Raw genomic sequence first — 26,894 nt, forward strand, 5'->3', positions numbered from 1 at the left:
CGGCAGATGGAATTCGGTTTCACGACCGCCGTTTACGTTGTTGCGGCTGTTCTGTTCATCCTGTCTCTGGGAGGCCTTTCCGGCCAGGAAAGCGCCAAGCGCGCCATCTGGTACGGTATCGCCGGCATGGGACTGGCCGTTGTCGCCACCCTGATCGGTCCGGGCTCCGGCCTGTGGCTCCTCTCCCTCATCCTGATCGCTGCCGGCGGCATTATCGGTTATTTCGTGGCGCAGCGCGTCCAGATGACCGAAATGCCCCAGCTGGTTGCAGCCATGCACTCGCTCGTGGGTCTGGCCGCCGTGTTCGTCGGCTACAATGCCTATATCGAGCTCGGCAACGTACTGGCGATGGGCGAGGAGGAGCGCAATGCGCTTGAGGGCTTCGCCGCCATCCTGGCGCACAAGACCCCGATCGAACAGTCGATCCTGAAGGTTGAAGTGTTCCTTGGCGTCTTCATCGGTGCCGTCACGTTCACCGGCTCTGTCGTCGCTTTCGGCAAGCTGGCCGGCAAGCTGACCTCCAAGGCGGAAAAACTGCCTGGTGGCCACATGCTGAACGCCGGTGCGGCTGCACTCAGCGTCATCTTGTTGCTGATGTTCCTGAACGGGGCCGGCATCTGGACGCTGGTTCTGATGACGCTGCTGGCGTTCTTCATCGGTTACCACCTGATCATGGGCATCGGCGGCGCCGACATGCCTGTGGTGGTGTCTATGCTGAACTCCTATTCGGGCTGGGCCGCGGCCGCCATCGGCTTCTCGCTTGGCAACGATCTGCTGATCGTCGTCGGCGCGCTCGTCGGTTCTTCCGGTGCGATCCTGTCCTACATCATGTGCAAGGCGATGAACCGCTCGTTTGTCTCCGTTATCCTCGGCGGCTTCGGCAACACCACCGGTCCGGCCATGGAAGTGGAAGGCGAACAGATTGCCATCGACAGCGATGGTGTTGTTGCGGCTCTTGAAGATGCCGACAGCGTCATCATCGTTCCGGGCTATGGCATGGCAGTTGCCCAGGCACAGCAGTCGGTCAGCGAACTGACCAAGCGCCTGCGCTCCAAGGGCAAGGAAGTGCGCTTCGCGATCCACCCGGTCGCAGGCCGCCTTCCCGGCCACATGAACGTGCTCCTGGCCGAAGCCAAGGTGCCGTATGACATCGTTCTGGAAATGGACGAGATCAACGAGGACTTCCCGTCAACGGATGTCGTGATCGTCATTGGTTCCAACGACATCGTCAATCCGGCTGCCCAGGAAGACCCGAACTCGCCTATCGCCGGCATGCCGGTTCTGGAAGTCTGGAAAGCGAAGCAGGTCTTCGTTTCCAAGCGCGGCCAGGGCACCGGTTACTCCGGCATCGAGAACCCGCTGTTCTACAAGGAGAACACCCGGATGTTCTATGGCGACGCCAAGGCCAGCCTCGACAAGCTGCTGACCCAGATCGGCTAAGGCTGAACGACGAGATATCGAGAAGCCGTCCCGGGAGACCGGGGCGGCTTTTTTAATGGCAGAGCCCCGCCCCTCCACCGTCATTCCGGACAAGTGCAACCGCTGTTGCACGCAGATCCGGAATCCAGATATCAGCGTGAGCGCAGCGAACACCGTTGCTCTTCAATTTCGGTTCGGTGTGCCTTCGGCACGAGTATCTCTGGATTCCGGATCGGCGACCGGCTTCGCCTTACTTGTCCGGAATGACGGCCCTAAAAACAAAGGCCACCTGAATATCTCCAGGTGGCCTTTGTGTTGTTTCTAAAAGAAGTGTGCTACCCGCGCAGGCGGGCGCCGTCCTTGTCGAAATAGAACGACTTGCCTTCCGCGATTCCGAAACTCAACTCAGCACCCGGCTTGATCTCGTGCTGGCCGAAGAGCCGTGCAGTGATCTGCTGGTCTTGCACCTTCGCGATCACGTTGGTGTCGCCGCCGAGCTGTTCCACATGCTGCACAGATGCTTTCAGTTGCCCCTGGTCACTCAGGAACAGGTCTTCCGGGCGCACTCCCAACGTGCGGGCATCGCCTTCACTGACCAGGCTTGCGGGCATGAAATTCATGGCCGGCGAACCGAGGAATCCAGCCACGAACTGGTTGACCGGATTGTTGTAAAGCTCCATCGGGCTGCCGATCTGCTCGACGCGGCCAGCGCGCAGGACCACAATCTTGTCGGCCAGCGTCATGGCTTCGGACTGGTCGTGCGTCACATAGATCATCGACGTCTTGAGCTGCTGGTGCAGGTTGGCAATCTCCAGCCTTGTGTTCATGCGCAGCGCTGCATCCAGGTTGGACAGCGGTTCATCGAACAGGAACAGTTTCGGATGGCGCACGATGGCCCGGCCGATCGCAACACGCTGGCGCTGGCCACCAGAGAGTTCCGACGGATAGCGGTCGAGATAGTCCTCCAGGTTCAGCATGCGGGTCGCCTCGGCAACGCGCTGGTCGATCACCTGCTTGCTCTGCTTTTCCTGCTTGAGCGCCAGTGTCATGTTGTTGCGCACGTTCAAATGCGGATAAAGCGCGTAGCTCTGGAACACCATGGCAATGCCGCGTTTGGACGGCGGCGTCGTGTTCACGATCTCCCCGCCGATGCTGACCTCACCGGAGGAGACGTCTTCAAGGCCTGCGATCACCCGCAACAAGGTGGACTTGCCACACCCTGACGGTCCGACGAAGACGACAAACTCGCCGTCTTCCACTTCGAGATTGATGTCCCTCAGGACATGGACGTTGCCGAACGACTTGTTGACGTTGGTCAGGGTTAGCGCCGTCATGGCGTTAGCTCCTTTAGCATGACTGAGTGACCGGTGCGGATGCTCTCGTCGGCGGCAAGGCAAATTGCCAGCGACCGGACGGCATCCAGCATGTGCCGGTTGAGATCGATGTTTTCCGAAATCGCACGAAGCATGAAAGCCTGCTCGGCGTCGCAAAGTTCCTGATGGCCGGGTTCACCCGGCAGATCGATGCGCCGGTCACCTTCCGGGCGATGGACCAGAAGCCCGCCGACCCTGGTGTGGCCGTCAACATCAGCGGATGCGCCCTTGTCGTCCTCGACTATCGAAACGGAGCCTGCGGGCGAAACGACATCCTTCACGAAGAAGGCGGTCTCGGACATCATCGGCCCCCACCCGGCCTCGTACCAGCCGACCGAGCCATCGTCGAAGAAGACCTGAAACTGGCCGTAGTTGTACATGTCCGGGCCGATTTCGTCGGACAGCCGCAGCCCCATGCCGTGCACCTTCACGGGTTCGGCATCGGTAATCTGGCACCAGACATCGACATAATGCACACCGCAATCGACGATGGGAGCAGTCGTCTGCATCAGGGCCTTGTGGGTTTCCCACTCCGCTCCCGAGCTCTGCTGATTGAGGTTCATGCGGAAGACGTATGGTCCGCCGAGCCCCCGCGCCTCCTCAATCAGCCGTACCCAGGACGGATGATGCCGCAGGATATAGCCGACCGCGAGTTTGCGGCCGGTTTCCCCGGCGCAAGCGACCACCCGCTTTGCATCAGCCACGGTTGTCGCCAGCGGTTTTTCGACAAATACATGAGCGCCTGCCTGCATCGCCGCAACCGCATAATCCGCATGGGTGTCGGAATAGGTGGAGATCACCACCAGCTCCGGTCTGGTCGTGTCCAGCGCCTGCGCGTAATCCGTGAACACCGGATAGCCGGCAAGATCCGGATGGGTCACCTGGCCGGAACGGTTGACGAGACCGACGATCTCGGCGTCCGCATGATTGTGGTGAGCCAGGGCGTGGGAAAGTCCCATGTTGCCAAGGCCGACGATCAGAACCCGGATCATTTGACAGCTCCCGAGGTGATGCCGCGAATGAGCTGGCGTGAGAAGATGACGTAAAGAACGAGCACCGGCAGGATCGCCATCGAAAGCGCGGACAGGACCGCATTCCAGTCGGTAACGAACTGGCCGATGAACACCTGACTGCCCAGGGTCAGGGTCTTGGTTTCTTCAGCAGGCGCCAGGATCAGCGGGAACCACAGATCATTCCAGATCGGGATCATGTTGAAGACGGCGACCGTCGCCATCGCCGGGCGCACGAGCGGCAGCACAAGGCGGAAGAAGATCGTGTATTCCGAAAGCCCGTCGATACGTCCGGCGTTCTTCAGGTCATCTGACACCTGCCGCATGAACTCGCTCAGGATAAAGACAGCCAGCGGCAGCCCCTGCGCCGTATAGACCAGGATCAGCGCCATCAGCGAGTTGACCAGACCGGTGGCAACCATCATTTCCAGAATGGCCACGGTGCCGATCCGGATCGGGATCATGATGCCGAGTGCCAGATAAAGGCCCATCAGCATGTTGCCCTTGAAGCGGTATTCGCTCAGGGCAAAGGCCGCCATTGCCCCGAACAGCAGGATGAAGGTCAAGGACACCACAGTGACGATCATGGAGTTCTGGAAGTAGAGGAAAAAATCCCCCTGCTTCATGACCGTCTGGTAGCCGATCATCGAGAAGCTTTCGGCGTCCGGCAGCGCCAGCGGTTCCCTGAAGATCGCCTTGCGGGTCTTGAAACTGTTGACCAGGATCACGAAGACCGGGAACAGCGCGATCAGCGTATAGAGGATCAGGGCGCCATGCATGGCGGCGGTGTTGAGCGGGTTGGTACGCGCCTTGTTCATGTGACGACCTCCCTTACAGCTGATATCTGCGCATCCGGGTCTGGATGCCGAAGAGGTAGAGACAGACGCCGATCAGGATGATCGCGAACATGGCGCTTGCGATTGCCGAACCCATGTAGGGATCGCCCAGCTGAAGCTGGAATCCGAAGAACGTGCGGTACATGAAGGTGCCGAGAATATCGGTCGAGAAGTCCGGTCCGGCCAGTGCTCCCTGTGCCGTATAGATCAGATCGAAGGCGTTGAAATTGCCGACGAAGGTCAGGATCGAAATGATGCCGATGGACGGCAGGATCAGCGGCAGCTTGATCTTCCAGAAGGCCGACATGCCGGTGATGCCGTCAATTTCGCCAGCTTCCAGTATCTCTTCGGGAATGGACAGCAGCGCGGCATAGATGAGCATCATCGGGATGCCCACGAACTGCCAGACCGAAATAAGCGACAACGTGGTCAGTGCGTACTCTTCCTTGCCGAGCCAGGGCGCGAACAGGAACTTCAGACCGACGGCATCCAGCATGGACGGAGCGATGCCCCAGATCGGCGACAGGATCAGTTTCCAGGCGAAACCGACAATCACGAAGGACAGAATTGTGGGAATGAAGATCGCCGAGCGGTAGAAGGCCGCAAAGCGCAGTCGCGGATGGCTGAGAATGGCCGCCAGGGCGATGCCGATCGGGTTCTGAACCAGCATATGAATGATGAAGAACCAGAAATTGTTCCCCAACGCGTTCCAGAACTGATCCGACCAGAGCGGATCGCCAAGAAGCGTGGTGAAATTCTGCAGCCCCACGAAGACGCGCTCCTGGTCAATCTTGCTGTAGAGGGCAAGACGAAGCGTGTTGAAGAGGGGAAAGATCATCACGGCCGTGTATACAAGGACCGCTGGGGCCAGGAACACGACGATATGCCAGCGGAAGCGAGGCCTGCTCATAAAAAGCTCCGGTCAAATGCCCCGGGCAAGCAGACGCCTGCCCGGGATATAGACGTCCCTGGGGCAGGCAGAAGTCTGCCCGGGATATAGACTTCCCTTGGGCAGACAGAGGCCTGTCCAGGTCCAGAGTTCCCGGGCGATGCGAACACCGCCAGGGAACCGTTTGTCATTCGTGCAGATTACTTCTGCGGCTCGTACCAGCTCGCCAGACCGTCCTGCAGCTTCTTGCCAAGTGCCTCAGGCGTTTCCGTACCCTTGATAGCGGCAGCGGATGCGCCCCAGGTTTCGTTTTCCAGGTTCGGCGTGCCGCGGGACAGGATCTGGTAGGTGGACCTGATGGTGCTTTCACACTCGCCGCGCCAGCTGGCGAATTCCTTCGCAAGCGGATCTTCCAGTTCAACCGGCGTCTTGGACAGCGGGAAGAAGCCCGGCAGAGCGTTGCCGAAGATGGTGGCGAATTCAGGAGAAGCCACCCAAGCCAGGAATTCCTTGGCCTGTTCGGGATGTTCGGTCTTGGCGTTCATGCCGATGCCGATGTCGGTATGATCGGAGATGTAGCACTTGTCGCCAGCGTTGCGGAGCGGCGGCTTGAAAGCACCCATTTCGAAATCGGCCTGGGTGTTGAAGCCCGAAATTTCCCAGCTGCCGGCCGGATAGACCGCTGCACGGCCAAGCGTGAAGATGTTCTGACTGTCCGGATAGGTCTGGGCCTCGTAGCCATCGCCAAGGTAAGGTGCCCATTTTGCCAGCGTGGCGTAAGGAGCAACCCACTGCTCGTCAGTGAGCTTCTGCTCGCCGGCGATCAGAGCCTTGCGGCCTTCCTCACCCTTCCAGTAGTTCGGGCCGATGTTGTTGTAGCCCATGGTGGCCGCTTCCCACTGGTCATTGGTGCCCATGGCCATCGGGATATAGGTGCCGTCTTCCTTGATCTTGTCGAGAGCGGCGAAGAACTCTTCCTCGGTCGTCGGGACTTCGATGCCCAGTTCGTTGAAAGCATCCTTGTTGTAGATGAAGCCGTGGATCACGGCAGCCATCGGCACACAGAAGCTTGCCGAGCCGTCGTCCGTCTGCCAGGCAGCCTTGGCAACGTCTGAGAAGTTGTTCATGGCGTCCATGTCGGACAGATCCGCCAGGTGTCCGGCATCATAAAGCGCCAGGGAGGCGTCGAACGGACGGCAGGTGATCAGGTCGCCCGCGGAGCCGGCATCAAGCTTGGAGTTCAGTACGGCATTGTATTCTGTCGGTGCGGACGGGGTGAATTTCACCTTGATGCCCGGATGCGAGGCTTCAAAAGCCGGAATGATCTTTTCCTGCCACAGCGCCAGATCGTCGTTGCGCCAGCTTTCGATCGTCAGCGTGACATCTTCAGCAAAAGCCGTCGACGTAAAGAGCGCAGTGCTGGCCATCGCCAGAGCTAGAATATTGCGTTTCATAAGACACCTCCGAAAAGTTCCATCCATTGCTGGACGTTCAAAATTGTCCGCTCACGGCGTTGGAGCCCGTCCCGCTTCCCGGCGCGGCCGGCCCTAATGGGACCTTCCGTTGCCATTCGCGTTTTTGTTTTACCGCCAGATACAGAACAATATGCGCCGGAGAGCTTCAGCCCTCCTGCTCATTTCATATAATACCTATTTGATACCACTTGTCGACCTATTAGTTTGAAATCGTGAAAATCATTTTTCACAGGCCGAATCGCCCATTCGCGCAGCTTATTGGTATTATATTGGATTTATTTTTTCGACCTTTCAGGCTCAGAGGTATTGTTTCGCCACGTTCAGCAAACGCCGAAACCCGGCGGATTTCCGCCTGTCCGGTATTGTCTTGTAAATAACTGGCATTACTCCAGCCGGAACAAATGTTTTGGCCCTCGTGCGAGCTGGTTTCCACACATGCCTGTCCTGCACGGTCGCGGGAGCTGTTCAGTCGAGGCCCCGCTTCAGAGATCAGGCATAACAATCTGTTTTTTAAAAGAAATCAGAACCTGCCACTTGAAACTGGCCTCTACACCCAGACCCGTTTTCCGAAACCGACCCGGGCAACAGCGCACTTGAATGGTTGCGATTGAAAAAGAAATGGCGGATGCCGCCTGTACCGCTGCGTCTTCCACAGTACAGCCCAAACAACTCGCTCTTCCCGGAGCGCAACAGTCGCACCGGCTCACGCCACCACGTTACCACCTGCCCTAACTGCCATCCTTTGCCGATCAGGGCAGCGCCCCAACCGGGCAGGCCTAATCCTTGTCGAACAGGAAATAGTCGGGCCACAGATCCTGAAAGGTGTCGATATCGATCTGCAGCTTGTTGAGATGGTTGTTCATATTGGCAACCGCCGCATCTGCATCGCCATTTTCGATCGCTTCCAGAACAGCGGCATGTTCGCCGACGATCAGCTGCATCCGGCCTTCCTGCGGCAGCGTCAGCCTGCGATAGCGCTCCACCTGCAGCCTGATCTTCTCGATCATATTCCAGATGCCCGGGTAACCGCTGGCTGCGGCGATACCGGAATGAAAGGCATTGTCCGCCTCATGGAAGGCCTGTTCGTCGCCTTTGTCGGCCAGTTCCTGCTCGCGCTGGACTATCGCCCGCAGCCCCATCAACTGGCTCTTGCTCGCCTTCATCGTGGCTTCGCGAACGCAGACTTCCTCCAGCGCTTTCCTCGCGACGATGGCCTCGCGCAATTCGGAAACGGGGATCCTGGCAACGAAAGTGCCGGACTTCGGGAAAACGTCGACAAGGTTCTCTTCCGCCAGCCGCAAGATCGCCTCGCGAACCGGTGTTCGGCTGATGCCGTATTTTTCGGTCAGGTCTTTTTCCGCCAGCGGCGATCCGGGTGGCAGCGTGACATTTATGATCGCGTTGCGCAGGTCCTGGTAGACGATTTCCGAGTTGCGGGCCGCCCGTCTGGCGGTCCCGGAAGCAGCACCGCGTGGGGGTGCATTTTTCGCTCTCGGCTTGCGCGTCTTGCCTCCGGCAGAAGGCGTTTCATCCAGTGATACGGCCATCGTCTTTCCTGAAACCAAGAGGTTCGAAGATGCAGCTTAACGGAGCCTATCTGCTTCGAATCTCTACAGTTTCTCCCCCTCTTTTCCGGTTTACTAGCAATCCAGCAAAGGGATGACCAGCCGAATTCGTTTGCATTCTTACAATATGTCATATACGTAAAATAACTTGTATACCAGTTATACAAGATAGGCCGATTGAGTGGAGGAGCTCGACCCCGGCCGACGGGAGGACAGACATGATTGGAAGAACGATGAAGCGCGGCCTTCTGGCCGCCGCGATGACACTTGCCCTGGCTGGACATTCCTGGGCCGCGGACCTGAAATGGGCGCATGTCTATGAGGAAGGATCCAGCTACCACAAATGGGCGCTGTGGGCCGCAGACCAGATCAAGGAAAAAACGGATGGCCGCGTGACCATCTCGGTCTACCCGGCCTCGTCACTTGGCAAGGAAGCAGAGATCAATGAAGGCCTGACCATCGGGTCCGTCGACATGATCTATACCGGGCCCAACTTCGCCGAACGCGACTACGGTCCGATCGCCATTTCCGACTATCCCTTCATGCTGAAGAACTATGATCACTGGAAGGCCTATCGGGACAGTGACCTCTTCAGCGACCTTTCCAATGGCTACAAGGAAGCGACCGGTCACACGGTGATGGCCATCACCTGGTATGGCTACCGCCATGTGACATCCAAGTTCCCGATCACCAAACCGGACGACATGAAGGGTCTGAAGATCCGCGTGCCGGATTCGCCGCTGATGGTGCTGTTCCCGAATGCGGTTGGCGCCAACCCGACACCGATCGCCTTTTCCGAAGTGTATCTGGCGTTGCAGCAGGGCGTTGTCGACGCCCAGGAAAACCCTCTGCCGACGATCAAGTTCAAGAAGTTCTACGAGGTCCAGTCCAACATCAATCTGACCGGCCATATCGGCAATTCGCTGATCATCGTCGTTTCCGAAAACGCGATGGGGCAGCTTGGTGACGATGCGGCCACCGTGGACGCTGTTCTGAAGGAAGCCGCCGCGCAGAATGCGGACGAGATCTATCAGTCGGAACAGGATCTTGTGCAGTGGTTCGTTGATCAGGGCATCCAGATAAACGAAGTCGACAAGGCCGCTTTTCAGGCTGCTGTCGAGCCGATCCTGACCGATGAATCCAAGGTTCCCTATACCCAGGAACACTACGAGCGGATGCAGGCTCTCGCTCAATGACGCAAAGCAACGATGCCGTGGCTGACCAAACGAAACAGGCCACCGCACAAACGGAGCAAGGGCGCGCAGACGGCGCGCCCGAACTGCTTCACTTTGACGAGACCGAAACCGACCTCAGCGCGCTCAAATGGATCGATGCCCCCGGCATTCTGGTCTTCTGGGTCCTTGCCGTGGTCGTTTTCCTCCAGTTCTTCACTCGCTATGTGCTGAACGATTCCCTCGCGTGGACCGAGGAAGTGGCCCGTTATCTGCTGATCCTGGTCTGCTTTCTTGGCGCAATCACCGCGACCCGGCGTGGTGCGCATATCACGCTCGAGTTTCTGATGCGCATGGTGCCGCCGCGTCTTGCGAAAGCTCTGACTGTTCTGTCCCAGACGATCACGCTCGGCTTTTTCGCTTCCATGACCTGGATCGGTATCGAACTGACCCAGAAAACCCGGCAGAAGATGATTTCCCTGCCAATCCCGAAGGCATGGATCTACACGATCTGCGTCGTCGCTCTCGGACTGATGGCGTTCTACTCGGCCATCTGGCTGTGGCGCCGCCTTCGCCAAAGCCCCGAAGACCTCGTCCGCTCGCTGGACGACCACCTGCCAACCGATTGAAGAGTTTTCGCCGATGGCCGTCCTGTTCATGATGATGCTGCTGTTCGCCCTGATGATCATCGGGGTGCCGGTTGCAGCCGCCCTCGCCCTTGCCTCGCTCGCCTTCGTGCTGATGGAAGGCCTGCCGCCGATGATCGTGCTGGCAAACATGGTCAACGGCATTAATTCGTTTCCGCTTATCGCGGTTCCCTTCTTCATTCTTGCAGGCAACCTGATGAACTCTGCAGGCATCACGACCCGCATCTTTGCCTTCGCCCGCGCGGCGGTCGGCTGGATGCACGGCGGACTGGGTCACGTGAATGTCGGCGCGAGTGTCATCTTTGCCGGCATGTCAGGGGCCGCCGTGGCGGACGCGGGCGGTCTCGGCAACATCGAGATCAAGGCCATGCGGGACAGTGGCTACGATACGGATTTTGCGGTCGGCATCACAGCTGCCTCTTCCACTATCGGGCCGATCATTCCTCCGTCTTTGCCGCTGGTTATCTACGGCGTCATCGCGGACGCTTCCATCGGACAGCTTTTCATGGCCGGCATCGTTCCCGGCCTGATGATGGCACTGGCCCTGATGGTGATGGTTGCCTGGTACTCCCGGCAGAGGAATTATCCGCGCGATCTCAATTTCCGCTTTTCGCGGCTTGGCCAGACCTTTCTCCATGCCCTGCTTCCCCTCATGACACCGACGATCATTATCGGCGGCATCATGTTCGGTATTTTCACTCCGACGGAAGCGGCGATCGCCGCCGTCGCTTGGTGCATTTTTCTGGGTGTCGGCGTCTATCGGACGCTGAATTTCAGAAAGATCCTCAAGGTTTCCTTCGAGACGGTGGAGACTACCGCAGCCATCATGCTGATCGTGGCCGCCTCCACGATTTTCGCCTGGATCCTGACGGCCAATCAGACAGCACGCCACTTTTCCGAGCTGATGGTGGCATTGACGGACAACAAGGTCGTTCTGCTACTGATCATCACGCTGATCGTGCTGGTGATCGGCCTGTTCATGGAAACAATCGCCGCCATCACCATTCTGACGCCGGTGCTGCTTCCGGTAGCTGTCGGCCTGGGTATCGATCCGGTGCATTTCGGGATCATCATGATCCTGAACCTGATGATCGGCCTTCTGACGCCGCCTGTCGGCATGGTGCTTTACGTGCTTTCAAAAGTGGCGCAAGTGCCTTTCGAGCGATGCGTGACGGCAACGGCTCCCTTCCTCGTCCCGCTGATCACGGTGCTGCTGCTGCTGACCTTCGTTCCGGCCTTTTCGATGTGGCTGCCGACACTGGTCTTTCGGTAGGCGCAAATCGGCTCAATTTTCGGAAGTGCGGTTCACATCCATTTACCGGTGCCGTGTTTGACTGTGCCAATATTCCGCGAGGGAATTTGTGGCACAGCTAGGGGGCCGGAATGTTCGACAGGTTGGCTTTTTCTTTTGCGGCATTCGCAGCCGTCACTTTGACGCTCGACGGCGTTTGCGCCCAGTCCACGGAACCGGTGTTCTACCCGGGAACGAACGAGGGTCTGTTTCTGATCGTCACCGACATCCACTTCGACCCGTTCAGTGATCCAGCCCTCGTGCCGGCCCTGGACAAGAGCCCAGTCTCCGGGTGGACAGATATTTTCAAGGGGGCTGCCGAAAGCATCAAGAGTTACGGCAATGATGCCACCTACTCGCTGATGGTCTCCGCCCTGGATGCGGCGGCGGCCCAAGGCATGTCCTACGACTACGTGCTTTATACCGGCGACTACCTGAGCCACCACTTCAATGACGCCTACCAGAAGACAGCGGGCGACAGTCCGCAGGGTGTGACCTTGTTTGCCATCAAGACCACGCAATATGTTTCCCAGCTTCTGGGCGACACCTTCGGCGACATCCCGGTCTATGGCGTTCTGGGCAACGAGGATTCAGCCTGCGGTGACTACCAGCTCGCCCCCGACAGTGCATTTCTTGAAGGTGTCGGCGAGCAGTGGGCGAAGCTGAGCCGTCAACCGGGCGGATTCCAGGCGTTCAAGCACGACGGTTTCTACAAAGTTACCCATCCAACGGTGCCGGATCAGGACATCATCGCCCTCAGCAACGTCTACTGGGCAAAACACTATTCGGATGCCTGCAATACCAATGGTGGCGATCCCGGAAAGGACGTCATGACCTGGCTGGATGAGCAGCTTGCCGTGACGCAGCAGGCCGGCCGCAAGGCCCAGCTACTGATGCATGTTCCACCAGGCGCCGATGCCCGCGACACGGCGCGCCATGCAGACAAGGGGATGTGTGAGGCAAGTATCCATCTCTTCTGGCAAGAGCATTACCTCACGGAGTTTCTGGAGCTGATGTACAAATATGCGGGCACCGTCGACTACACATTTTCCGGCCACACGCATATGGACGGCTTCACTGTCATCAACGATGCATCGGGCGAACCGCTGATTGCGAACCAGATAACGGCATCGGTCAGCCCTGTCTTCGGCAACAACCCGGCCTTTGCAGTCTTTCTATACGACAAGACCAGCGGCACGGTGAAGGACTCGGCGACGTTCTATCTGACGAACCTCGAAGCTGCCGCCGCCGGTGCAAAGCCGGACTGGCAGCTTGAATATGGCTACCGCTCCACCTATGCGGTTCCGGACCTTTCCGCCGCCAGCCGGGCCTCGCTGGCCAAGACGCTTCAGAACGACGAACCACTGCGCCAGCGGTTCAGCGATCTCTATGCCGTCCAATCAGCGACCCCGGAAATCGATCCTGTCAATTGGCAGGCATATGGCTGCGCGCTCGATGCCACCAGCCCTGAAGCCTACAAAGCCTGCCTCTGCAGCAGCAACTGACCGTGCGAGTACCTTTTACTCAGCCTGAGCAAGCGAGGGGTTGAGTTCCCCACGCACTCAGGCTGCCAGGCGCCGGCCTTCAGCATCGAACAGATGTGTCTTGTCCAGATCCAGCGCGATGCCGACCGGATCACCGGATTTCAGCGCGAAATGTCCGTGCTCGCGCACCAGGACCTGACCGATACCCGGCACACTTGCGTGAATGTTGGTGTCCGAGCCCAGGTGTTCGACCAGTTCGGCCGTTCCGGAAATATGAGCGACGTCCTGGGCGACGATGTTGAGATGTTCCGGACGGACCCCCAACTCCCTTGCAGCTGCTTGCCCGTTGCTCAACCCAAGGCCGAGGCTGGCGCCGTTCTTCAGCGCAACGCCACCTTCCTTCGGTTCGATATCGAGGATGTTCATGGTCGGAGACCCGATGAACTGGGCAACGAACTTGTTGGCAGGGGTGTCGTACAGCTCCAGCGGCGTGCCGACCTGCTGGATGTCGCCCGCATTCAGGACCACGATCCTGTCAGCCAATGTCAGGGCTTCCACCTGGTCGTGGGTCACATAGATCATCGTCGACTTCAGACGCTGGTGCAGCCGGGCGATTTCCAGGCGCATTTCGACACGCAGTGCCGCATCGAGATTGGAAAGCGGTTCATCGAACAGGAAGGCGCTGGGATCACGGACGATTGCTCGCCCCATGGCGACACGCTGGCGCTGTCCGCCTGAAAGTTGCTTGGGCAGGCGTGCAGTCAGATTGCTCAGGCCGAGTGTCCTGGCAGCTTCCTGCACCTTGTTTACCCGCTCCTCGTTTGCCGCTTTGCGGATTTCCAGCGAGAAGCCCATGTTCCGCGCCACATCCATATGCGGATAAAGCGCATAGGACTGGAAAACCATGGCCATGTCACGGTCACGGGGCGGCACTTCGTTCATGCGTTTGCCGTCTACCGTGAAGTCGCCTCCGGAAATCGGTTCCAGGCCGGCAATCATGCGCAGCAGCGTGGACTTGCCGCAGCCGGACGGGCCGACCAGCACGATGAATTCGCCATCATCGATGGAGAGATTGATATCGCGCATCACCTCGACGGAGCCATAGGCCTTGGCGATGTTCTTGAGTTCGATACGAGCCATGGTCTGGGTCTCCTACCCTTTGACGGCGCCAGAGGTGAGCCCCTGGACCAGATAGCGCTGGATGAAGATGAAGAACAGACAGGACGGCACCAGTGCGAGCACGCCGGCGGCCATCATCTGCCCCCAGTCGACAGAGAACTTCGAAACGAAAGTCAGAAGCCCGACGGGGAAGGTCATGGTGTCGTTGGAGTTGATCAGCATGAGCGCGAAGAGCAGCTCGCTCCAGGCGGCGGTAAAGACGAACCCTAGCGTCGCCCCAAGCCCCGGAAGCGTCAGCGGCAGGATGATTTTCCTGAGCGCTTCGAAGCGGCTGCAACCGTCAATCATGCCGGCCTCCTCCAGATCCTTCGGAATGCCGTCAAAGAAGGACTGCATCAGGAAGGTGGCGAAGGGAATGTTGAAGGCCGTGTAGACGATGATCAGGCTGGTAAGCGAGTTCAGCAGACCGATCGCCGCAACGATCTTGTAGATCGGGGCAATGATCATCAGAAGCGGAAACATCTGGGTGATCAGCATCAGGGCGATGATCAGCCGTTTGCCGCGAAAATCGAACCGCGAGAAAGCGTATCCGGCAGCCGCCGCAATCGCCGTGGTGATGGCCGCGGTGCCAATGGACACGATCACACTGTTCTTGAAATAGGACAGGAAATCCGTTGCGATCAGAACAGTCTGGAAATTCTCGAAGGTAAACTCGCTCGGAAAGAGCGCCGTCCCTTCCGTGAAGATCAGCTTGTCCGGCGTGATCGCGATCTTGACGAGCCAGTAGAGCGGGAAAAGCGCAAAGGCGACGTAAAACCCCAGAGCCAGATATTTTCCAGTAACCGCCAGAGGCGAGCTATTACGAAGCGCACTCATCGAAGCACCTCAGATCTTGACCAGTTTCCGGCGCAGCACCAGCAGGATTGCCGCATAGATCAGCAGCAGGCCCAGGAGCGCGACCGCGATTGCGGAGGCATAGCCGAAATCGAGTTTCCGGAAGGCTGTTGTGAAAATGTAGGTCGACAGGATCTGCGTCGAGTTTGCAGGTCCGCCGCCGGTCATGACGAAGATGAGATCGGCGAAATTCGCGATCCAGATCGTCCTCAGCATGACGGTGATTGCGATCATCGGTGCCAGGAACGGCAGCGTGATCTTGGTGAAGGTCTGCCAGGCGGTCGCGCCGTCGATTTCCGCAGCCTCGTAAAGTTCGCCCGGGATGGACTGCAGCGCAGCCAGCAGCGTGATGGCGAAGAAGGGAATGCCGAACCAGACGTTTGCGGTCACAGGTCCCCACATGGCGAGGTCCTTGTCACCCAGGATGTTGAAAGGCTCCGAAAGGATTCCGAGAGCAGCCAGCCAGTGTGGCAGTGGTCCGATGGTCGGGTTGAAGAGCCAGGCCCAGGTGAGAGCCGACAGGAACGTCGGTACGGCCCAGGGCAGAAAAACCAGTGCCTGAACAATGCGCTTGCCGTGGAACTGTGTGTTCAGCAGCATCGCGAGGCCAAGACCCAGGAAGAACTGGAAGAAAATCGACCCGAGTGTCCACCAGAACGTGTTGGTGAGCGCCAGCCAGAACTTCCGGTCAGACCACAGGGCCTCGAAGTTGGCAAAGCCGACCCAGCCCGACTGGAACGGGCGCAGCAGGTTGACAGCCTGGAAGGCATAGGAAACGCCGATCACCAGTGGCACCAGCATCACCAGGGCAATCAGCACGATTGCCGGGGTCAGGTAGAGATAAGGCTCCACCATGTAACGGAAGTAGAAGGTGGGCCGAGCCCGGGATTTTTTCCCGGGCACGGCAGTGTCGATCGTGGTCATTGCGCGGCTTTCCAGCGGCCATATTCTTCCGTCAGGAACTCGGCCCATTTGTCGGCCACTTCCTGAGCGGAGATTTCACCCAGGAGGGCTTCCTGGCTGGATTCCAGGGCGATGGAGTCCGCGAAGTAACCGAACTGCTCCAGATAGGTCGGCATGACCGTCGGGATGTACTGGTCGCCGTTCAGGGTGTCGAACCAGCCCTTGAACTGCTCGGTCTTGAAGTACGGATCCTGCTCGGCACCTTCATGGATCGGAATGACGCCAACGCGCTTCGCCCATTCCTTGTTGGTTTCCGGGCTGGACAGATGCGCAATCAGTTTCCAGGAAAGGTCTTCGTTGCTGGTCGTGTCGAACATCGCCCAACCGGCGAAACCGATTGTCGGGAAGGCCTTGCCGGCCGGACCGACAGGCATCGGAACCACAGCGAAGTCTTCCGGCGCCATACGCTCGGCAACCGCGATCAGCGCATCCGGGTCCTGATCGAGGAACGCACAGGTTCCCGAATAGAAGCCGGCCACGATCTCGTTGAAGCCCCAGCTGACGGAATCCTTCGGGGCATAGCCCTTCTGGTACATGTCGATCAGGAACTGGATGCCTTCGACGGAACCCGGCTGGTTGAGCGTGCTCTTGCCATCCGCGTCAAAGAAGGTGTTGTCCCCGTTCATGGTGGCGGCCATCATGATCCAGCCGTTGAGCCCACCAGGTCCGCCCCGGAGACAATATCCGTATTTTCCGTCCAGTTCGGAAACGGCCTTGGCCGCATCCATGAATTCCGCCATCGTGCTCGGCGGATTTTCGACACCGGCTTCGGCCAGCAGTTTCTTGTTGTAGAACATGGCACGCAGATAGAAGCCGTAAGGGATCAACCGTGCGGTCTTGCCGTCAGTCTGACGGCCCATGTCCAGGGTCTTCTGGGTCAGCGTACCGCCATATTCCCAACCGGCGATCTTGTCGTTCAGATCGACCAGCCTGTCCTTGTAGATCCCCGCCCAGCGGTCCGGCATTTCAACGACATCGGGAATGTCGCCACCGGCCACCATGGTTGCCAGCTTTTCAAAGGCCTGGCCCCAGGGCAGCGAGACGATTTCAACTTCCGTGCCCGGGTTGGCAGCCTCGAAGGCGTCCACTTGCTTCTGTAGTACTTCCGTGCGCTCCGGGCTGGTGATCACTTCCACCAGCTTCAGGGTTTCCGCGCTCGCTGCCGAGCCTGCCAGAAACGCCAATGCGCTAATTGCTCCTATCAGTCCCCTCATGGTTCAACTCCGCTTCTTTCAGGTTTGGTTTGAATTGCGCCGTCTTATGTCCGGGCGCTTTTGCTCAGGGCCGCCTCGAAGTCGGCCCAAAGATCGTTGGGGTCTTCCAACCCCAGGCTGAGGCGTACGATCCGGTCGGATACGCCAAAGCGTTGCATTGAATTCTGCTCACCGGCCTGGTTGAGGCCGATGCGTGTCGGCAGGATCAGGCTTTCGAAACCACCCCAGCTGACACCAAGGCGGAACAGCTTCAGGCTGTCGGCAAGGTTCGGGATGTCGACGTTGTCGTTCAGCGCAACGGACAACAGGCCCGAGCGGCCAGTCAGACCGGGCACGATGTTCGGACCGGGCGAATGCACCGCGCTGACATGCGGGTGGCTCGCCAGCCGGTCAACAAACAGGTTCGCGGTCGCCTGATGCTGGCGCATGCGCGGGCCGAGGGTGCGCAGTCCCCGGGTCAGCAGGAAAGCCTCGAATGGCGCAAGCTTGCCGCCGAGCAACGGCAGGGTCAGGTCCCGGATCCGGTCGATCAGGTCCTGGCGTGCCACCACCACACCGGCAACCGTGTCGGAATGGCCGGACAGGTACTTGGAGGCAGAATGCAGAACGATGTCGATGCCGAGGGTCAGTGGACGCTGGAAAAGCGGTGTTGCCCAGGAGTTGTCGATAACGGTGATCGTGCCGTGCTTTTTGGCATGTGAGGCGACAACTCCGAGATCCAGCGTCTTGAAGACGACGGAGGTCGGGCTTTCCAGATAGGCGAGCTTCACGCCCTTGAGCAGATCCGGATCCGACTGGAACTCCTCAATTGAATGATAGGTAACCCCGACGCCAAACGGGCGCAGCATACGCTCGAACAGGCGATACGCGTCCGGATAAACATGTTCGATGCAGGCAATGCGGTCACCCGGCTTGACGAAGGCAAGAACGGTGGAGGAGACCGCTGCCATGCCGGACGCAAAACCGACAGCAGCTTCGCCCTCTTCCGCCTGGGCCATCAGCTTTTCAAAGGCAGCCACAGTGGGGTTCTGAACCCGTGTGTAAAGCGGCTCGTTGGAGCGGCCCGCCATTCGGTCTTCGAAAGCCTTGTAGTTGTCGAAGGTGAAGAGAGACGTCTGCACGATCGGCGGCGCCACAGCCCCCCCTGTCTCGGCAGCAGCCGCCAGCAGCGTCTCGATCGAATATCCACCCGGCACAGCGTCAGCCATCGTGTTCCTCTGAAATTTTCTGGGTTTCGGCGCAGACCATGTCGATGATCATCTCGGTCAGTTCCGCTGCCTTGTCCTCGTCACCGGCGATGATCGCGTCGGCAAGCGGGCGGTGCAGCGGGATGGTGTCTTGGCCGAGATGCGGCTTGCCGAACGGTGTTTCGTAAATGTCGTGAAAGGCTTTCTGGATCTGTTCGATGAACTGTCTGAACAGGGGATTGCCGGTCGCATCGTGAACGGCGTTGTGAAACCGGTGGTCGGCCGGGCGCCAGTCTTCACCGGCTTCGAACACAGCCATCAGTTCCGCCGCCCGGGCATTGATGATGCGGCGCTGTTCCGGCGTTGCGGATCTCGTTGCGATACGCACCGACTCGATTTCCAGAGGCCGTCGAACCTGCTGCATTCGCAACAGGCTCTCGGCTTCATGTTTGATGGTGAGGGCCACGCGCAGTGTATTGGTTGATATTTCCGCGATGAGCCTTGTGCCGGCTCCTTTGTTGCGGCTGACGACACCCATGCTTTCCCAGGTCTTGAGCGTCTCGCGAATGGTCGACCTGCCAAAGCCGAGACGGCGCACAAGCTCCAGTTCCGGCGGCAGACGATCTCCGATCTTGAGGCCTTCCTGCTCGATGAGGCTGATCAGGGCTCGCGGCACATCCCGCGGCTCACTCGCTGCTGCAGACCCCGTTTCCGGTTTCGGCTGTTGTGCATTTTCCGGCATGGACAGATGTCGACCTTCTTTGTTTGCCATCTCACGTTACCACTTTGTCTGACATTGTAAACACTTTGTCTGACATAATTTTCAGTCAAAGCGCTATCCCGTTTAAACAATTGTTTTATTGAGTGAATTTATAATCTCGCGAAGAACATCAGCCACCGCAGCTCCACGCCTCTCACAACAATCACACTCACCATCGTCATCCCGGCCAAGCAACGCGCGAGCCGGGATCGGGGAGCCGCTGGCGACGGCGGTGGCCCGCCTCCTATCGACAGGCCTCAGCTTCCCCGATCCAGGGTCTGCGCTACGCTTCGTACGGGAAGACGAAATCGAGGTGGGAGATTGTCCCGGAGACGGCCTGTCGCGGAGGCTGTAAACAAAAGCCCGGCACGAGGTGCCGGGCTATAGATAGCGCAACAGAAATATTCTCTGCCGGTCAGCCGACCTGGGCGGTTGCCTCGATCTCGATCAATGCATCGTCCTCGATGAGCCCGGCCACCACGACGACCGACATGGCCGGGAAGTGCCGCCCCATCACCCTGCGGTAGGCTTCACCGACTTCTCTCTGCCGGGCAAGATATTCGCGTTTGTCTGTAATGAACCATGTCAGGCGAGCGATGTCGGTCACGGCTCCACCGGCAGCCTCGACAATGGCCACAATGTTGGCAAGCGTCTGTTCCATCTGGCCGACGAAGTCACTGGTTTCAAAGACCTGGTCCTTGTTCCAGCCGATCTGGCCGCCGATATGGAGCGTCTTGCCCTCCGTCAACATGCCGTTTGCATAGCCTTTTGCCGGGGCCCAGCCGTCGGGTTGAATGCTTTTGACCGTCATTGATCCTGACTTTCCTTGTCTTCCGGATCAGCTGAAAATCAATCCGACTGGATTGAACTCTCAAGGCTGATCGCTCCCTACCTGTTGAACCGGTGGGCGCTCAAGCGAGTGCCGACTGGTCCAGAAATCGTTGTTTTACCTGTTCCGGCCATGGCTCCGGTTTGCCACTGCTGTCCACGTTGACGATGGTCAGTTCGGTCTGGAAGCGCACCTCGCCATCGCATTGCGCGCTGATTGCGATGCCGCAACTGGTCCGGCCAACCTTGGTCACGTTCAAGCCGAGCACCAGAAGATCGCCTAGTTTGCTCGGAGCCATGAAACGCGTGCGGATTTCCGCAGTCGGTACGGCTCCCACCTTGTGAATGTCCTTGAACGGCCATTCGACGACCTTGTCGAAAAAGGCTTCGACACAATCGTTCATCATCTCGAAATAGCGGGGATAGAAGACAATTCCCGCCGGATCGCAATGCTTGAACAAGATGGATTGCTCGAACCGGAACATCACTTAAACCCCGATATACTTGGCAGTGACGTCGTCGGTCAGGGCATCAATGCCGCCAGTCCAGACGGATGTGCCGCGTTCCAGGATCGTCGCCCGGTCGCAAACCTGGCGCAGTTCCTTGATCGACTTGTCGATGACGAGGATCGCGAGCCCCGTATCCGCCTTCAGCTGACGGACTACCGCCCAGATTTCCTGGCGGATGACAGGGGCCAGGCCTTCGGTCGCTTCGTCCAGAATCAGCAGCTTCGGGTTGGTCATCAGGGCTCGGCCAATAGCAAGCATCTGCTGTTCGCCACCCGACAGCGAACCCGCTCGCTGGCCGCGCCGTTCACCAAGCCGCGGAAACATGCCGATGACGCGTTCGAAGGTCCAGTCGCCGCGCCGTGCCGCCGCGATCAGGTTTTCCTGAACGCTCAAGGTGCTGAAACAGCGACGGCCTTCCGGAACAAGGCCCAGTCCCAACCTGGCAGCCTTGTGGCTCGGCAGGCGGGCAAGGTCATGACCGGCAAATGTTAGCGAGCCTTGCGCGGAGAGCATCCGGCAAATGCATTTGACTGTGGTCGACTTGCCCATGCCGTTGCGGCCGAGCAGTGCCAGCACTTCGCCCTCGCCGATTTCCAGATCCACGCCGAAAAGTGCCTGGCTGGCGCCATAGGAGGCCGTCACGTTGGACAGTGTCAGAAGACTGCTCATGCTTCGTCTCCCAGGTAAGCTTCCTTGACGGCGGCGTTGGATCGGATTTCATCGACCGTGCCGGTGGCGATCACCTCGCCGTACACCAGCACACTGATACGGTCTGCCAGCGAAAAGACCGCGTCCATGTCGTGTTCGACGAGAAGGATCGGCGCTTCGTGCCGGAGCTGATCGAGAAAACCGGTAAGCAGCTTGGAGCCTTCAGAGCCCATGCCTGCCATGGGTTCATCCATGACAAGTGCCTTTGGTTTCTGCGTCAGCGCAACGGCCACTTCCAGTTGACGGCGCTGACCGTGACTAAGCTCCGCAGTACGCATGCGTGCCTGGTCCAACAGACCGACACGGTCGAGCGCTTCCTCGGCGGTTTCACGCAAGGAGGTGTCCCTGGTCACGTTGGAGAAGAACCTCCAGGGCCGGCCGCTGGCGCCCAGTGCCCCGAGCAGAACGTTCTGGAGAACCGTGTCTTCCATGGCCAGCGAGGAGATCTGGAAGGTTCGCCCAAGGCCGGCACGGGCACGGGCGCGTGTCGGCTGATGCGTGACATCCCTGCCCAGCAGGCGAACCGACCCGGCATCAGGCCGCAGGGTTCCGCAAATCTGCCCGATCAGGGTGGACTTGCCCGCACCATTGGGACCGATGATCGCGTGGATCTCTCCAGGCTTCAGGTCGATGGAAATGTCACGGCTGGCTCGCAAGGCGCCAAAGCTCTTGGAAATGCCGTTTGTTTGCAGGACAGCATCAGTCATGAACAGCCTCCCGTCCGCAAATCATGCCGATCACACCGCCCTTGCCGAAGAGCACGATGACCAGAAGCAACAGCCCCAGATAGATGTGCCAGAAGTCGCTCAAGGCTCCGAGCCAATGCTCCAGCGCGACGAAGACCAGCGCGCCGACCACAGGCCCGAAAAGCCGGCCGACGCCACCGATGATGATGAAGATCATGATCTCGCCACTGGTCTGCCAGCTGAACATCGTCGGACTGACGAAGCGGTTCAGGTCGGCAAACAATGCTCCCGCGAGACCCGTGATGGCGCCGGAAACAACGAAGGCAACGAGCTTCAGCCGCACCGGGTCCAGACCCGCAGTCTCCACACGAACGGGAACCTGCCGGGCAGCATTGAGAGCAAGGCCAAAGGGAGACCCCGACAGCCGCCATGCAAACAGCAGCACAAGGCACAAAAGCCCCAGGCAAAGCCCGTAGAACTGGATTGGGTCCAGCGTATTGAGCCCCGGAAACCCGTTGCGGACATAGATCGACAGTCCGTCCTCTCCGCCATATTCCGCCCAGGAAATGGCAAAGAAGAAGAACATCTGACCAAAGGCCAGCGTGATCATGATGAAGTAGACCCCTGCCGTTCTCAAGGACAGGATCCCGATCACCAGCGCAGCCAGGGAAGACACCACGACGGCCACAAGCCAGATCACCGGCATGGACTTCGTGCCTTCGATCAGGAACGGCCATTCGGTGAGCGCGGTATAGTTCTGGGCATGGTAGGCGAGGATACCCATGGCATAACCGCCGAGGCCGAAGAACACCGCGTGACCGAGACTGACCAGCCCGCCAAGGCCGAGCGCGATGTTGAGGCCAACGGCCGCGATCGCAAAGACGACGGCACGCGTCATCAGGGTGATGGTGAAGGGTTCTTCCGCCGAGATCGCCCAGAACGGGATAGCGACGAAGAGCGCCAGCGTCAGCGCATTGAGATAGCGTTCCCGGATCATGCGCGCGCTCCGAACAGACCGGCAGGACGCAGGATCAGCACCGCAGCCATGAGGATATAGATCGCCATGGAGGCGAGCGAGGATCCGACGGACGTGGCTGTCGACGGATCGAGGAACAACTTCAGGATTTCCGGCAGGAAGATGCCACCGAGCGTATCGGTCAGTCCGACCAGGATCGCGCCCACAAGCGCCCCCTTGATGGAGCCGATGCCGCCGATGACGATGACGACGAAAGCCAGGATCAACACCGGTTCCCCCATGCCGACCTGCACCGACTGGATGGCACCGACCAGGGCGCCGGCAAGACCTGCCAGAGCAGCGCCAAGCGCGAAAACGATGGTATAGAGCCGCGCAATGTCGATGCCGAGGGCCGCGATCATCTCGCGGTCATTTTCCCCTGCCCTGATCTGGACACCGAGACGCGTTCTGGAAATCAGCATCCAGAGACCAAGCGCCACGGCAAGCCCGACGGCAATCAACGTCAGCCGGTAGAGAGGATATTCGATGCCGCCCGGCAACGTGACCGGACCGGACAGGAATTCCGGCACGTCGAGAAACAGCGGAAAGGAACCGAAGATCCAGCGCGTTCCTTCGGAGAAGATCAGGATCAGCGCAAATGTCGCCAGCACCTGATCCAGATGATCCTTGGCGTAAAGCCGGCGGATGACCACCAACTCGACCAAGGCGCCCGCGATGGCAGCACCGGCAAGTGCCGCCACGAGGCCCAGCAGAAACGATCCGGTTGCAGCCGCAACAGCCGCCGCGCAGAACGCCCCGATCATGTAAAGCGAACCATGGGCAAGGTTGATCAAACCCATGACGCCGAAGATCAAGGTCAGCCCGGCGGCCATCAGAAACAGCATGATGCCGAATTGCAGGCCGTTCAGAACCTGCTCTATGAGCAATATCAGTGACATGAGTACCCCGCCCCTTTGGCCGGCGCGGTTTCCCGCACCGGCTTTTGGGTCAATACCTTACATGTTGCACTCGGACCAGTAGGCATCCGCATGGCTGGTCAAAGCCTTGCCGATGATCTTGTTGGTGTAGACGTCACCTTCCTTGATGACTTCGCGGACGTAGATGTCCTGGATCGGGTGATGGTTCGGGCCGAACTTGAAGCCGCCACGGGTGGAAGCGAAATCAGCTTCTTCCAGCGCCGTGCGGAAAGCGTCGGCGTCCTTCACGTCAGCCTTGGCCATGGCCGACAGCAGCAGGTTGGCGGTATCAAAGCCCTGCGAAGCGTAAAGCGACGGCAGGCGGCCGTACTCGGCCTGGAAGCTCTCAACAAAGGCCTTGTTGGCCGGGGCGTCGATGTCCTTGCTCCACTGGCTGGTGTTCTTGACGCCGAGCGCCGCATCGCCAACAGCCTGCAGAATGCCCTGATCAAAGGAGAAAGCAGGTCCGATTACCGGCAGGTCGACACCGGAATCCTTGTACTGCTTCAGGAAGGAGATCCCCATGCCGCCCGGCAGGAAGAAATAGACACTGTCTGCACCGGAAGCACGGATCTGCGCGATTTCAGCCGCGTAGTCGGTCTGACCCAGCTTGGTGTAGATTTCGCCCGCGAACTCGCCCTTGTACATGCGCTTGTAGCCGGTCAGCGCGTCCTTGCCGGCCGGGTAGTTCGGCGCAAGCAGGAAGCTGTTCTTCAGGCCTTCGAAATTGGCATAGGCGCCGGCAGCTTCATGCAGGTTGTCGTTCTGCCAGGCGACGTTGAAATAGTTCGGGTGGCAGCCCTTGCCGGCCAGTGCGGACGGGCCTGCGTTCGGCGACAGGTAGAACTTGCCCTGCGCGGTTGCGGACGGCACCACGGCCATCGCGAGGTTCGACCAGATGATACCGGTCAGGACGTCCACCTTTTCCGACTGGATCATCTTGTCGGCCAGCTGCACGGCGATGTCCGGCTTCTGCTGATCATCCTCGATTACCACTTCCAGATCCGTGTTGCCGGCCTGTTTAACAGCCAGCATGAAACCGTCGCGCACATCGATGCCAAGGCCTGCACCACCACCAGACAGCGTGGTAATCATGCCGACCTTCACCGGTTCCGCGTTGGCGCTGGAAAGGCCGAGTGCGAGAGCGGCTGCGGCCGCCATTGTTACAAATTTCATATGCTGCTCCTCTTGGTCTTGTGACCTGCTATTCCCATTCGGTTTTTTAGTTTGGACCGCCGTGCTTCGTTTTTGCGGCACGGTCAGCAAGGGGCTTGTCGTTTTAGTGTCCCGCGTGCCCCACGCGAGGGTCTGGTCAGGCGTCCGGACGCAGCCGGAAGCGCTGGATCTTGCCGGTTTCTGTTTTCGGCAAGGCATCTGCAAAGATGATCGAGCGTGGATACTTGTAAGGTGCGATCGTCGCTTTAACGTGATCTTTCAATGCCTTGGAAAGGTCGTCTGAGGCTTCGTGCCCAGCTGCAAGAACCACATGGGCCTGCACGATGGAGCCGCGCTCCTCATCCGGCGCACCGATGACGGCACATTCCTGGACAGCAGGGTGCGCAAGCAGTGCCGCTTCCACTTCCGGGCCGGCAATGTTGTAGCCGGCGGAGATGATCATGTCGTCATTGCGGGCGGCAAAGTGCAGGTGGCCGTCCTCGCTCATGGAAAAGCTGTCACCGGTGATGTTCCAGCCATCCATCACGTACTGCCCCTGGCGATCGTCCGCCAGATAGCGACATCCGGTAGGACCGCGAACCGCAAGACGCCCCACTTCACCCGGAGCGACGTCCTTGCCGTCCTGATCGAGGATCCTGACTTCGTATCCGGAAACGGGTTTTCCGGTGCAGGCAGGCTTGTGGTCGTCGAAGCGGTTGGAAATGAAGATATGCAACATCTCCGTGGCGCCGATCCCGTCCAGCATGGGCTTGCCGGTCTTGGCCATCCAGGCGTCATAAACGGGACCCGGCAGAGTTTCACCGGCGGAGACCGCAGCGCGCAGCGAGGAAAGGTCAGCCCCCTCCTCCATGGCCTGCAGCATCACGCGATAGGCGGTCGGTGCGGTGAAGCAGACGGTTGCCTTATATTTCTCGATGATCTCGATCATGTTCGGCGGCGTCGCGCTTTCCAGTAGCGTGGCTGCAGCGCCGAACCGCAGCGGGAAGATTGCAAGCCCCCCAAGACCGAAAGTGAAGGCCAAGGGAGGTGAGCCGACGAAGACATCCTCCGGTGTGACACCCAGAACTTCCTTGGCATAGCCGTCGGCAATGATCAGCAAATCCCGGTGGAAGTGCATCGTGGCCTTGGGCGTGCCAGTGGAGCCGGACGTGAAGCCCAGCAGGGCGACGTCATCGCGTCCGGTCGGGACAGCGTCATAGAGCACGGATTTTTCCAGCGCGAGCCGGTCCAGCTCCGCATCATGGTTCGACGTGCCGTCGAAGCCGATCACCTTCTTCAGGAAGGATGATGTCTTGGCACAGGCGACCATCTCGTCCATGAGACGCGTATCGCACAGTGCGAACTCGATTTCCGCCTTGTCGACGATCTTGGAAAGTTCGCCCGCGCGCAGCATGGGCATCGTGTTGACGACAACGGCACCGGCCTTGGTTGCGGCGAGCCAGCAGGCGACCATTGCCGGGTTGTTGGCGGAACGGATAAGCACCCGGTTGCCCGGCTTCACACCAAGATCTTCGGTGAGTGCATGCGCCAGCCGGTTGGTCCAGTCCGCAAGTTCCTTGTAGGTTCGGCGGCGGCCATTTCCGATCAGAGCGGTGTGATCCCCCAGTCCCTGTTCCACCATCCTGTCGGTAAGCTCAACGCCTGCATTGAGACGTTCGGGATACTGAAACCCATCGAGCAGGAAATCGGGCCAGCTGTCTTCCGGCGGCAGGTTGTCCCGGGTAAAGGTATCGACGTGTGCGGAGGGACCAAGCATG

General features: G+C 59.2%; 25 protein-coding genes. 5 read left to right on the forward strand and 20 right to left on the reverse strand.

What is annotated here, in order from left to right; genetic code table 11:
- Nucleotides 1-6: 6 nt before the first annotated feature.
- Nucleotides 7-1,440, forward strand: a complete 1,434-nt coding sequence (locus FIV03_RS24550; RefSeq protein WP_023000234.1) for an NAD(P)(+) transhydrogenase (Re/Si-specific) subunit beta — start codon at nucleotides 7-9, stop codon at nucleotides 1,438-1,440.
- Nucleotides 1,441-1,754: 314 nt separating this feature from the next.
- Here the strand turns inward: FIV03_RS24550 and FIV03_RS24555 are convergent, their stop codons facing one another.
- The 6 genes from FIV03_RS24555 to FIV03_RS24580 all read right to left on the reverse strand — a co-directional run bounded on the left by FIV03_RS24555 (nucleotide 1,755) and on the right by FIV03_RS24580 (nucleotide 8,549).
- On the reverse strand, nucleotides 1,755-2,753 hold the full coding sequence (locus FIV03_RS24555; RefSeq protein ID WP_062489227.1) for an ABC transporter ATP-binding protein: 999 nt from the start codon (nucleotides 2,751-2,753) through the stop codon (nucleotides 1,755-1,757).
- Nucleotides 2,750-3,784, reverse strand: a complete 1,035-nt coding sequence (locus FIV03_RS24560; RefSeq protein ID WP_152511323.1) for a Gfo/Idh/MocA family oxidoreductase — start codon at nucleotides 3,782-3,784, stop codon at nucleotides 2,750-2,752. Before FIV03_RS24560 ends, FIV03_RS24555 begins: the two co-directional genes overlap by 4 nt.
- A complete protein-coding gene (locus tag FIV03_RS24565; RefSeq protein WP_023000237.1) occupies nucleotides 3,781-4,620 on the reverse strand; it encodes a carbohydrate ABC transporter permease in 840 nt (279 codons plus the stop codon). Before FIV03_RS24565 ends, FIV03_RS24560 begins: the two co-directional genes overlap by 4 nt.
- Nucleotides 4,621-4,633: 13 nt before the next feature.
- Nucleotides 4,634-5,548, reverse strand: coding sequence for a sugar ABC transporter permease (locus FIV03_RS24570; RefSeq protein WP_023000238.1), 915 nt, complete (start codon nucleotides 5,546-5,548; stop codon nucleotides 4,634-4,636).
- Between the two features lie 179 nt (nucleotides 5,549-5,727).
- Nucleotides 5,728-6,981: an ABC transporter substrate-binding protein gene (locus FIV03_RS24575; protein ID WP_022997635.1), complete on the reverse strand. Its 1,254-nt coding sequence runs from the start codon at nucleotides 6,979-6,981 to the stop codon at nucleotides 5,728-5,730.
- 797 nt (nucleotides 6,982-7,778) lie between these two features.
- On the reverse strand, nucleotides 7,779-8,549 hold the full coding sequence (locus FIV03_RS24580; protein WP_152511324.1) for a GntR family transcriptional regulator: 771 nt from the start codon (nucleotides 8,547-8,549) through the stop codon (nucleotides 7,779-7,781).
- A gap of 236 nt (nucleotides 8,550-8,785) precedes the next feature.
- Here FIV03_RS24580 and FIV03_RS24585 point away from each other — a divergent pair, with 236 nt between their 5' ends.
- The 4 genes from FIV03_RS24585 (at nucleotide 8,786) to FIV03_RS24600 (ending at nucleotide 13,182) form a co-directional block, all read left to right on the forward strand.
- Nucleotides 8,786-9,763 (forward strand): sialic acid TRAP transporter substrate-binding protein SiaP, encoded by a 978-nt coding sequence (locus tag FIV03_RS24585; RefSeq protein WP_152511325.1) that lies wholly within the window; start codon nucleotides 8,786-8,788, stop codon nucleotides 9,761-9,763.
- Between the two features lie 17 nt (nucleotides 9,764-9,780).
- A complete protein-coding gene (locus tag FIV03_RS24590) occupies nucleotides 9,781-10,368 on the forward strand; it encodes a TRAP transporter small permease (protein WP_173013934.1) in 588 nt (195 codons plus the stop codon).
- A 13-nt stretch (nucleotides 10,369-10,381) separates the two neighbouring features.
- Complete coding sequence (locus FIV03_RS24595) at nucleotides 10,382-11,659, forward strand: TRAP transporter large permease (protein ID WP_152511326.1); 1,278 nt, start codon at nucleotides 10,382-10,384, stop codon at nucleotides 11,657-11,659.
- Nucleotides 11,660-11,769: 110 nt separating this feature from the next.
- Nucleotides 11,770-13,182, forward strand: coding sequence for a metallophosphoesterase (locus FIV03_RS24600; protein ID WP_152511327.1), 1,413 nt, complete (start codon nucleotides 11,770-11,772; stop codon nucleotides 13,180-13,182).
- Nucleotides 13,183-13,239: 57 nt separating this feature from the next.
- On the opposite strand, the gene ugpC is transcribed toward FIV03_RS24600, so the two are convergent.
- From ugpC to FIV03_RS24670, 14 genes are all read right to left on the reverse strand, one after another.
- On the reverse strand, nucleotides 13,240-14,301 hold the full coding sequence (ugpC, locus tag FIV03_RS24605) for a sn-glycerol-3-phosphate ABC transporter ATP-binding protein UgpC (RefSeq protein ID WP_152511328.1): 1,062 nt from the start codon (nucleotides 14,299-14,301) through the stop codon (nucleotides 13,240-13,242).
- Between the two features lie 12 nt (nucleotides 14,302-14,313).
- Complete coding sequence (locus FIV03_RS24610) at nucleotides 14,314-15,156, reverse strand: carbohydrate ABC transporter permease (protein WP_152511329.1); 843 nt, start codon at nucleotides 15,154-15,156, stop codon at nucleotides 14,314-14,316.
- Between the two features lie 9 nt (nucleotides 15,157-15,165).
- Nucleotides 15,166-16,029, reverse strand: a complete 864-nt coding sequence (locus FIV03_RS24615; protein ID WP_228148102.1) for a sugar ABC transporter permease — start codon at nucleotides 16,027-16,029, stop codon at nucleotides 15,166-15,168.
- A gap of 65 nt (nucleotides 16,030-16,094) precedes the next feature.
- On the reverse strand, nucleotides 16,095-17,351 hold the full coding sequence (locus FIV03_RS24620; protein WP_152511330.1) for a sugar ABC transporter substrate-binding protein: 1,257 nt from the start codon (nucleotides 17,349-17,351) through the stop codon (nucleotides 16,095-16,097).
- 44 nt (nucleotides 17,352-17,395) lie between these two features.
- Nucleotides 17,396-18,559, reverse strand: coding sequence for an aminotransferase class I/II-fold pyridoxal phosphate-dependent enzyme (locus tag FIV03_RS24625; protein WP_075284477.1), 1,164 nt, complete (start codon nucleotides 18,557-18,559; stop codon nucleotides 17,396-17,398).
- Nucleotides 18,552-19,310 (reverse strand): FCD domain-containing protein, encoded by a 759-nt coding sequence (locus FIV03_RS24630; protein ID WP_022997647.1) that lies wholly within the window; start codon nucleotides 19,308-19,310, stop codon nucleotides 18,552-18,554. Before FIV03_RS24630 ends, FIV03_RS24625 begins: the two co-directional genes overlap by 8 nt.
- 403 nt (nucleotides 19,311-19,713) lie before the next feature.
- Nucleotides 19,714-20,109, reverse strand: coding sequence for a RidA family protein (locus FIV03_RS24635; protein WP_022997649.1), 396 nt, complete (start codon nucleotides 20,107-20,109; stop codon nucleotides 19,714-19,716).
- Between the two features lie 100 nt (nucleotides 20,110-20,209).
- On the reverse strand, nucleotides 20,210-20,611 hold the full coding sequence (locus tag FIV03_RS24640; protein WP_152511331.1) for a thioesterase family protein: 402 nt from the start codon (nucleotides 20,609-20,611) through the stop codon (nucleotides 20,210-20,212).
- 3 nt (nucleotides 20,612-20,614) lie between these two features.
- Nucleotides 20,615-21,304, reverse strand: a complete 690-nt coding sequence (locus FIV03_RS24645; RefSeq protein ID WP_152511332.1) for an ABC transporter ATP-binding protein — start codon at nucleotides 21,302-21,304, stop codon at nucleotides 20,615-20,617.
- The gene (locus FIV03_RS24650) at nucleotides 21,301-22,050 is read right to left on the reverse strand and encodes an ABC transporter ATP-binding protein (protein ID WP_152511333.1); all 750 of its coding nucleotides are present in this window, start codon (nucleotides 22,048-22,050) and stop codon (nucleotides 21,301-21,303) included. The genes FIV03_RS24645 and FIV03_RS24650 overlap by 4 nt, the downstream gene beginning before the upstream one ends.
- Nucleotides 22,043-23,026, reverse strand: coding sequence for a branched-chain amino acid ABC transporter permease (locus tag FIV03_RS24655; protein ID WP_022997653.1), 984 nt, complete (start codon nucleotides 23,024-23,026; stop codon nucleotides 22,043-22,045). The genes FIV03_RS24650 and FIV03_RS24655 overlap by 8 nt, the downstream gene beginning before the upstream one ends.
- On the reverse strand, nucleotides 23,023-23,943 hold the full coding sequence (locus FIV03_RS24660) for a branched-chain amino acid ABC transporter permease (RefSeq protein ID WP_022997654.1): 921 nt from the start codon (nucleotides 23,941-23,943) through the stop codon (nucleotides 23,023-23,025). Before FIV03_RS24660 ends, FIV03_RS24655 begins: the two co-directional genes overlap by 4 nt.
- Before the next feature lie 57 nt (nucleotides 23,944-24,000).
- The gene (locus FIV03_RS24665; protein ID WP_152511334.1) at nucleotides 24,001-25,137 is read right to left on the reverse strand and encodes an ABC transporter substrate-binding protein; all 1,137 of its coding nucleotides are present in this window, start codon (nucleotides 25,135-25,137) and stop codon (nucleotides 24,001-24,003) included.
- 136 nt (nucleotides 25,138-25,273) lie between these two features.
- The gene (locus FIV03_RS24670) at nucleotides 25,274-26,893 is read right to left on the reverse strand and encodes an AMP-binding protein (RefSeq protein ID WP_152511335.1); all 1,620 of its coding nucleotides are present in this window, start codon (nucleotides 26,891-26,893) and stop codon (nucleotides 25,274-25,276) included.
- Between the last annotated feature and the right edge of the window lies 1 nt (nucleotide 26,894).

The organism is Labrenzia sp. THAF187b (assembly GCF_009363375.1).
GTDB lineage: Bacteria > Pseudomonadota > Alphaproteobacteria > Rhizobiales > Stappiaceae > Roseibium > Roseibium algicola.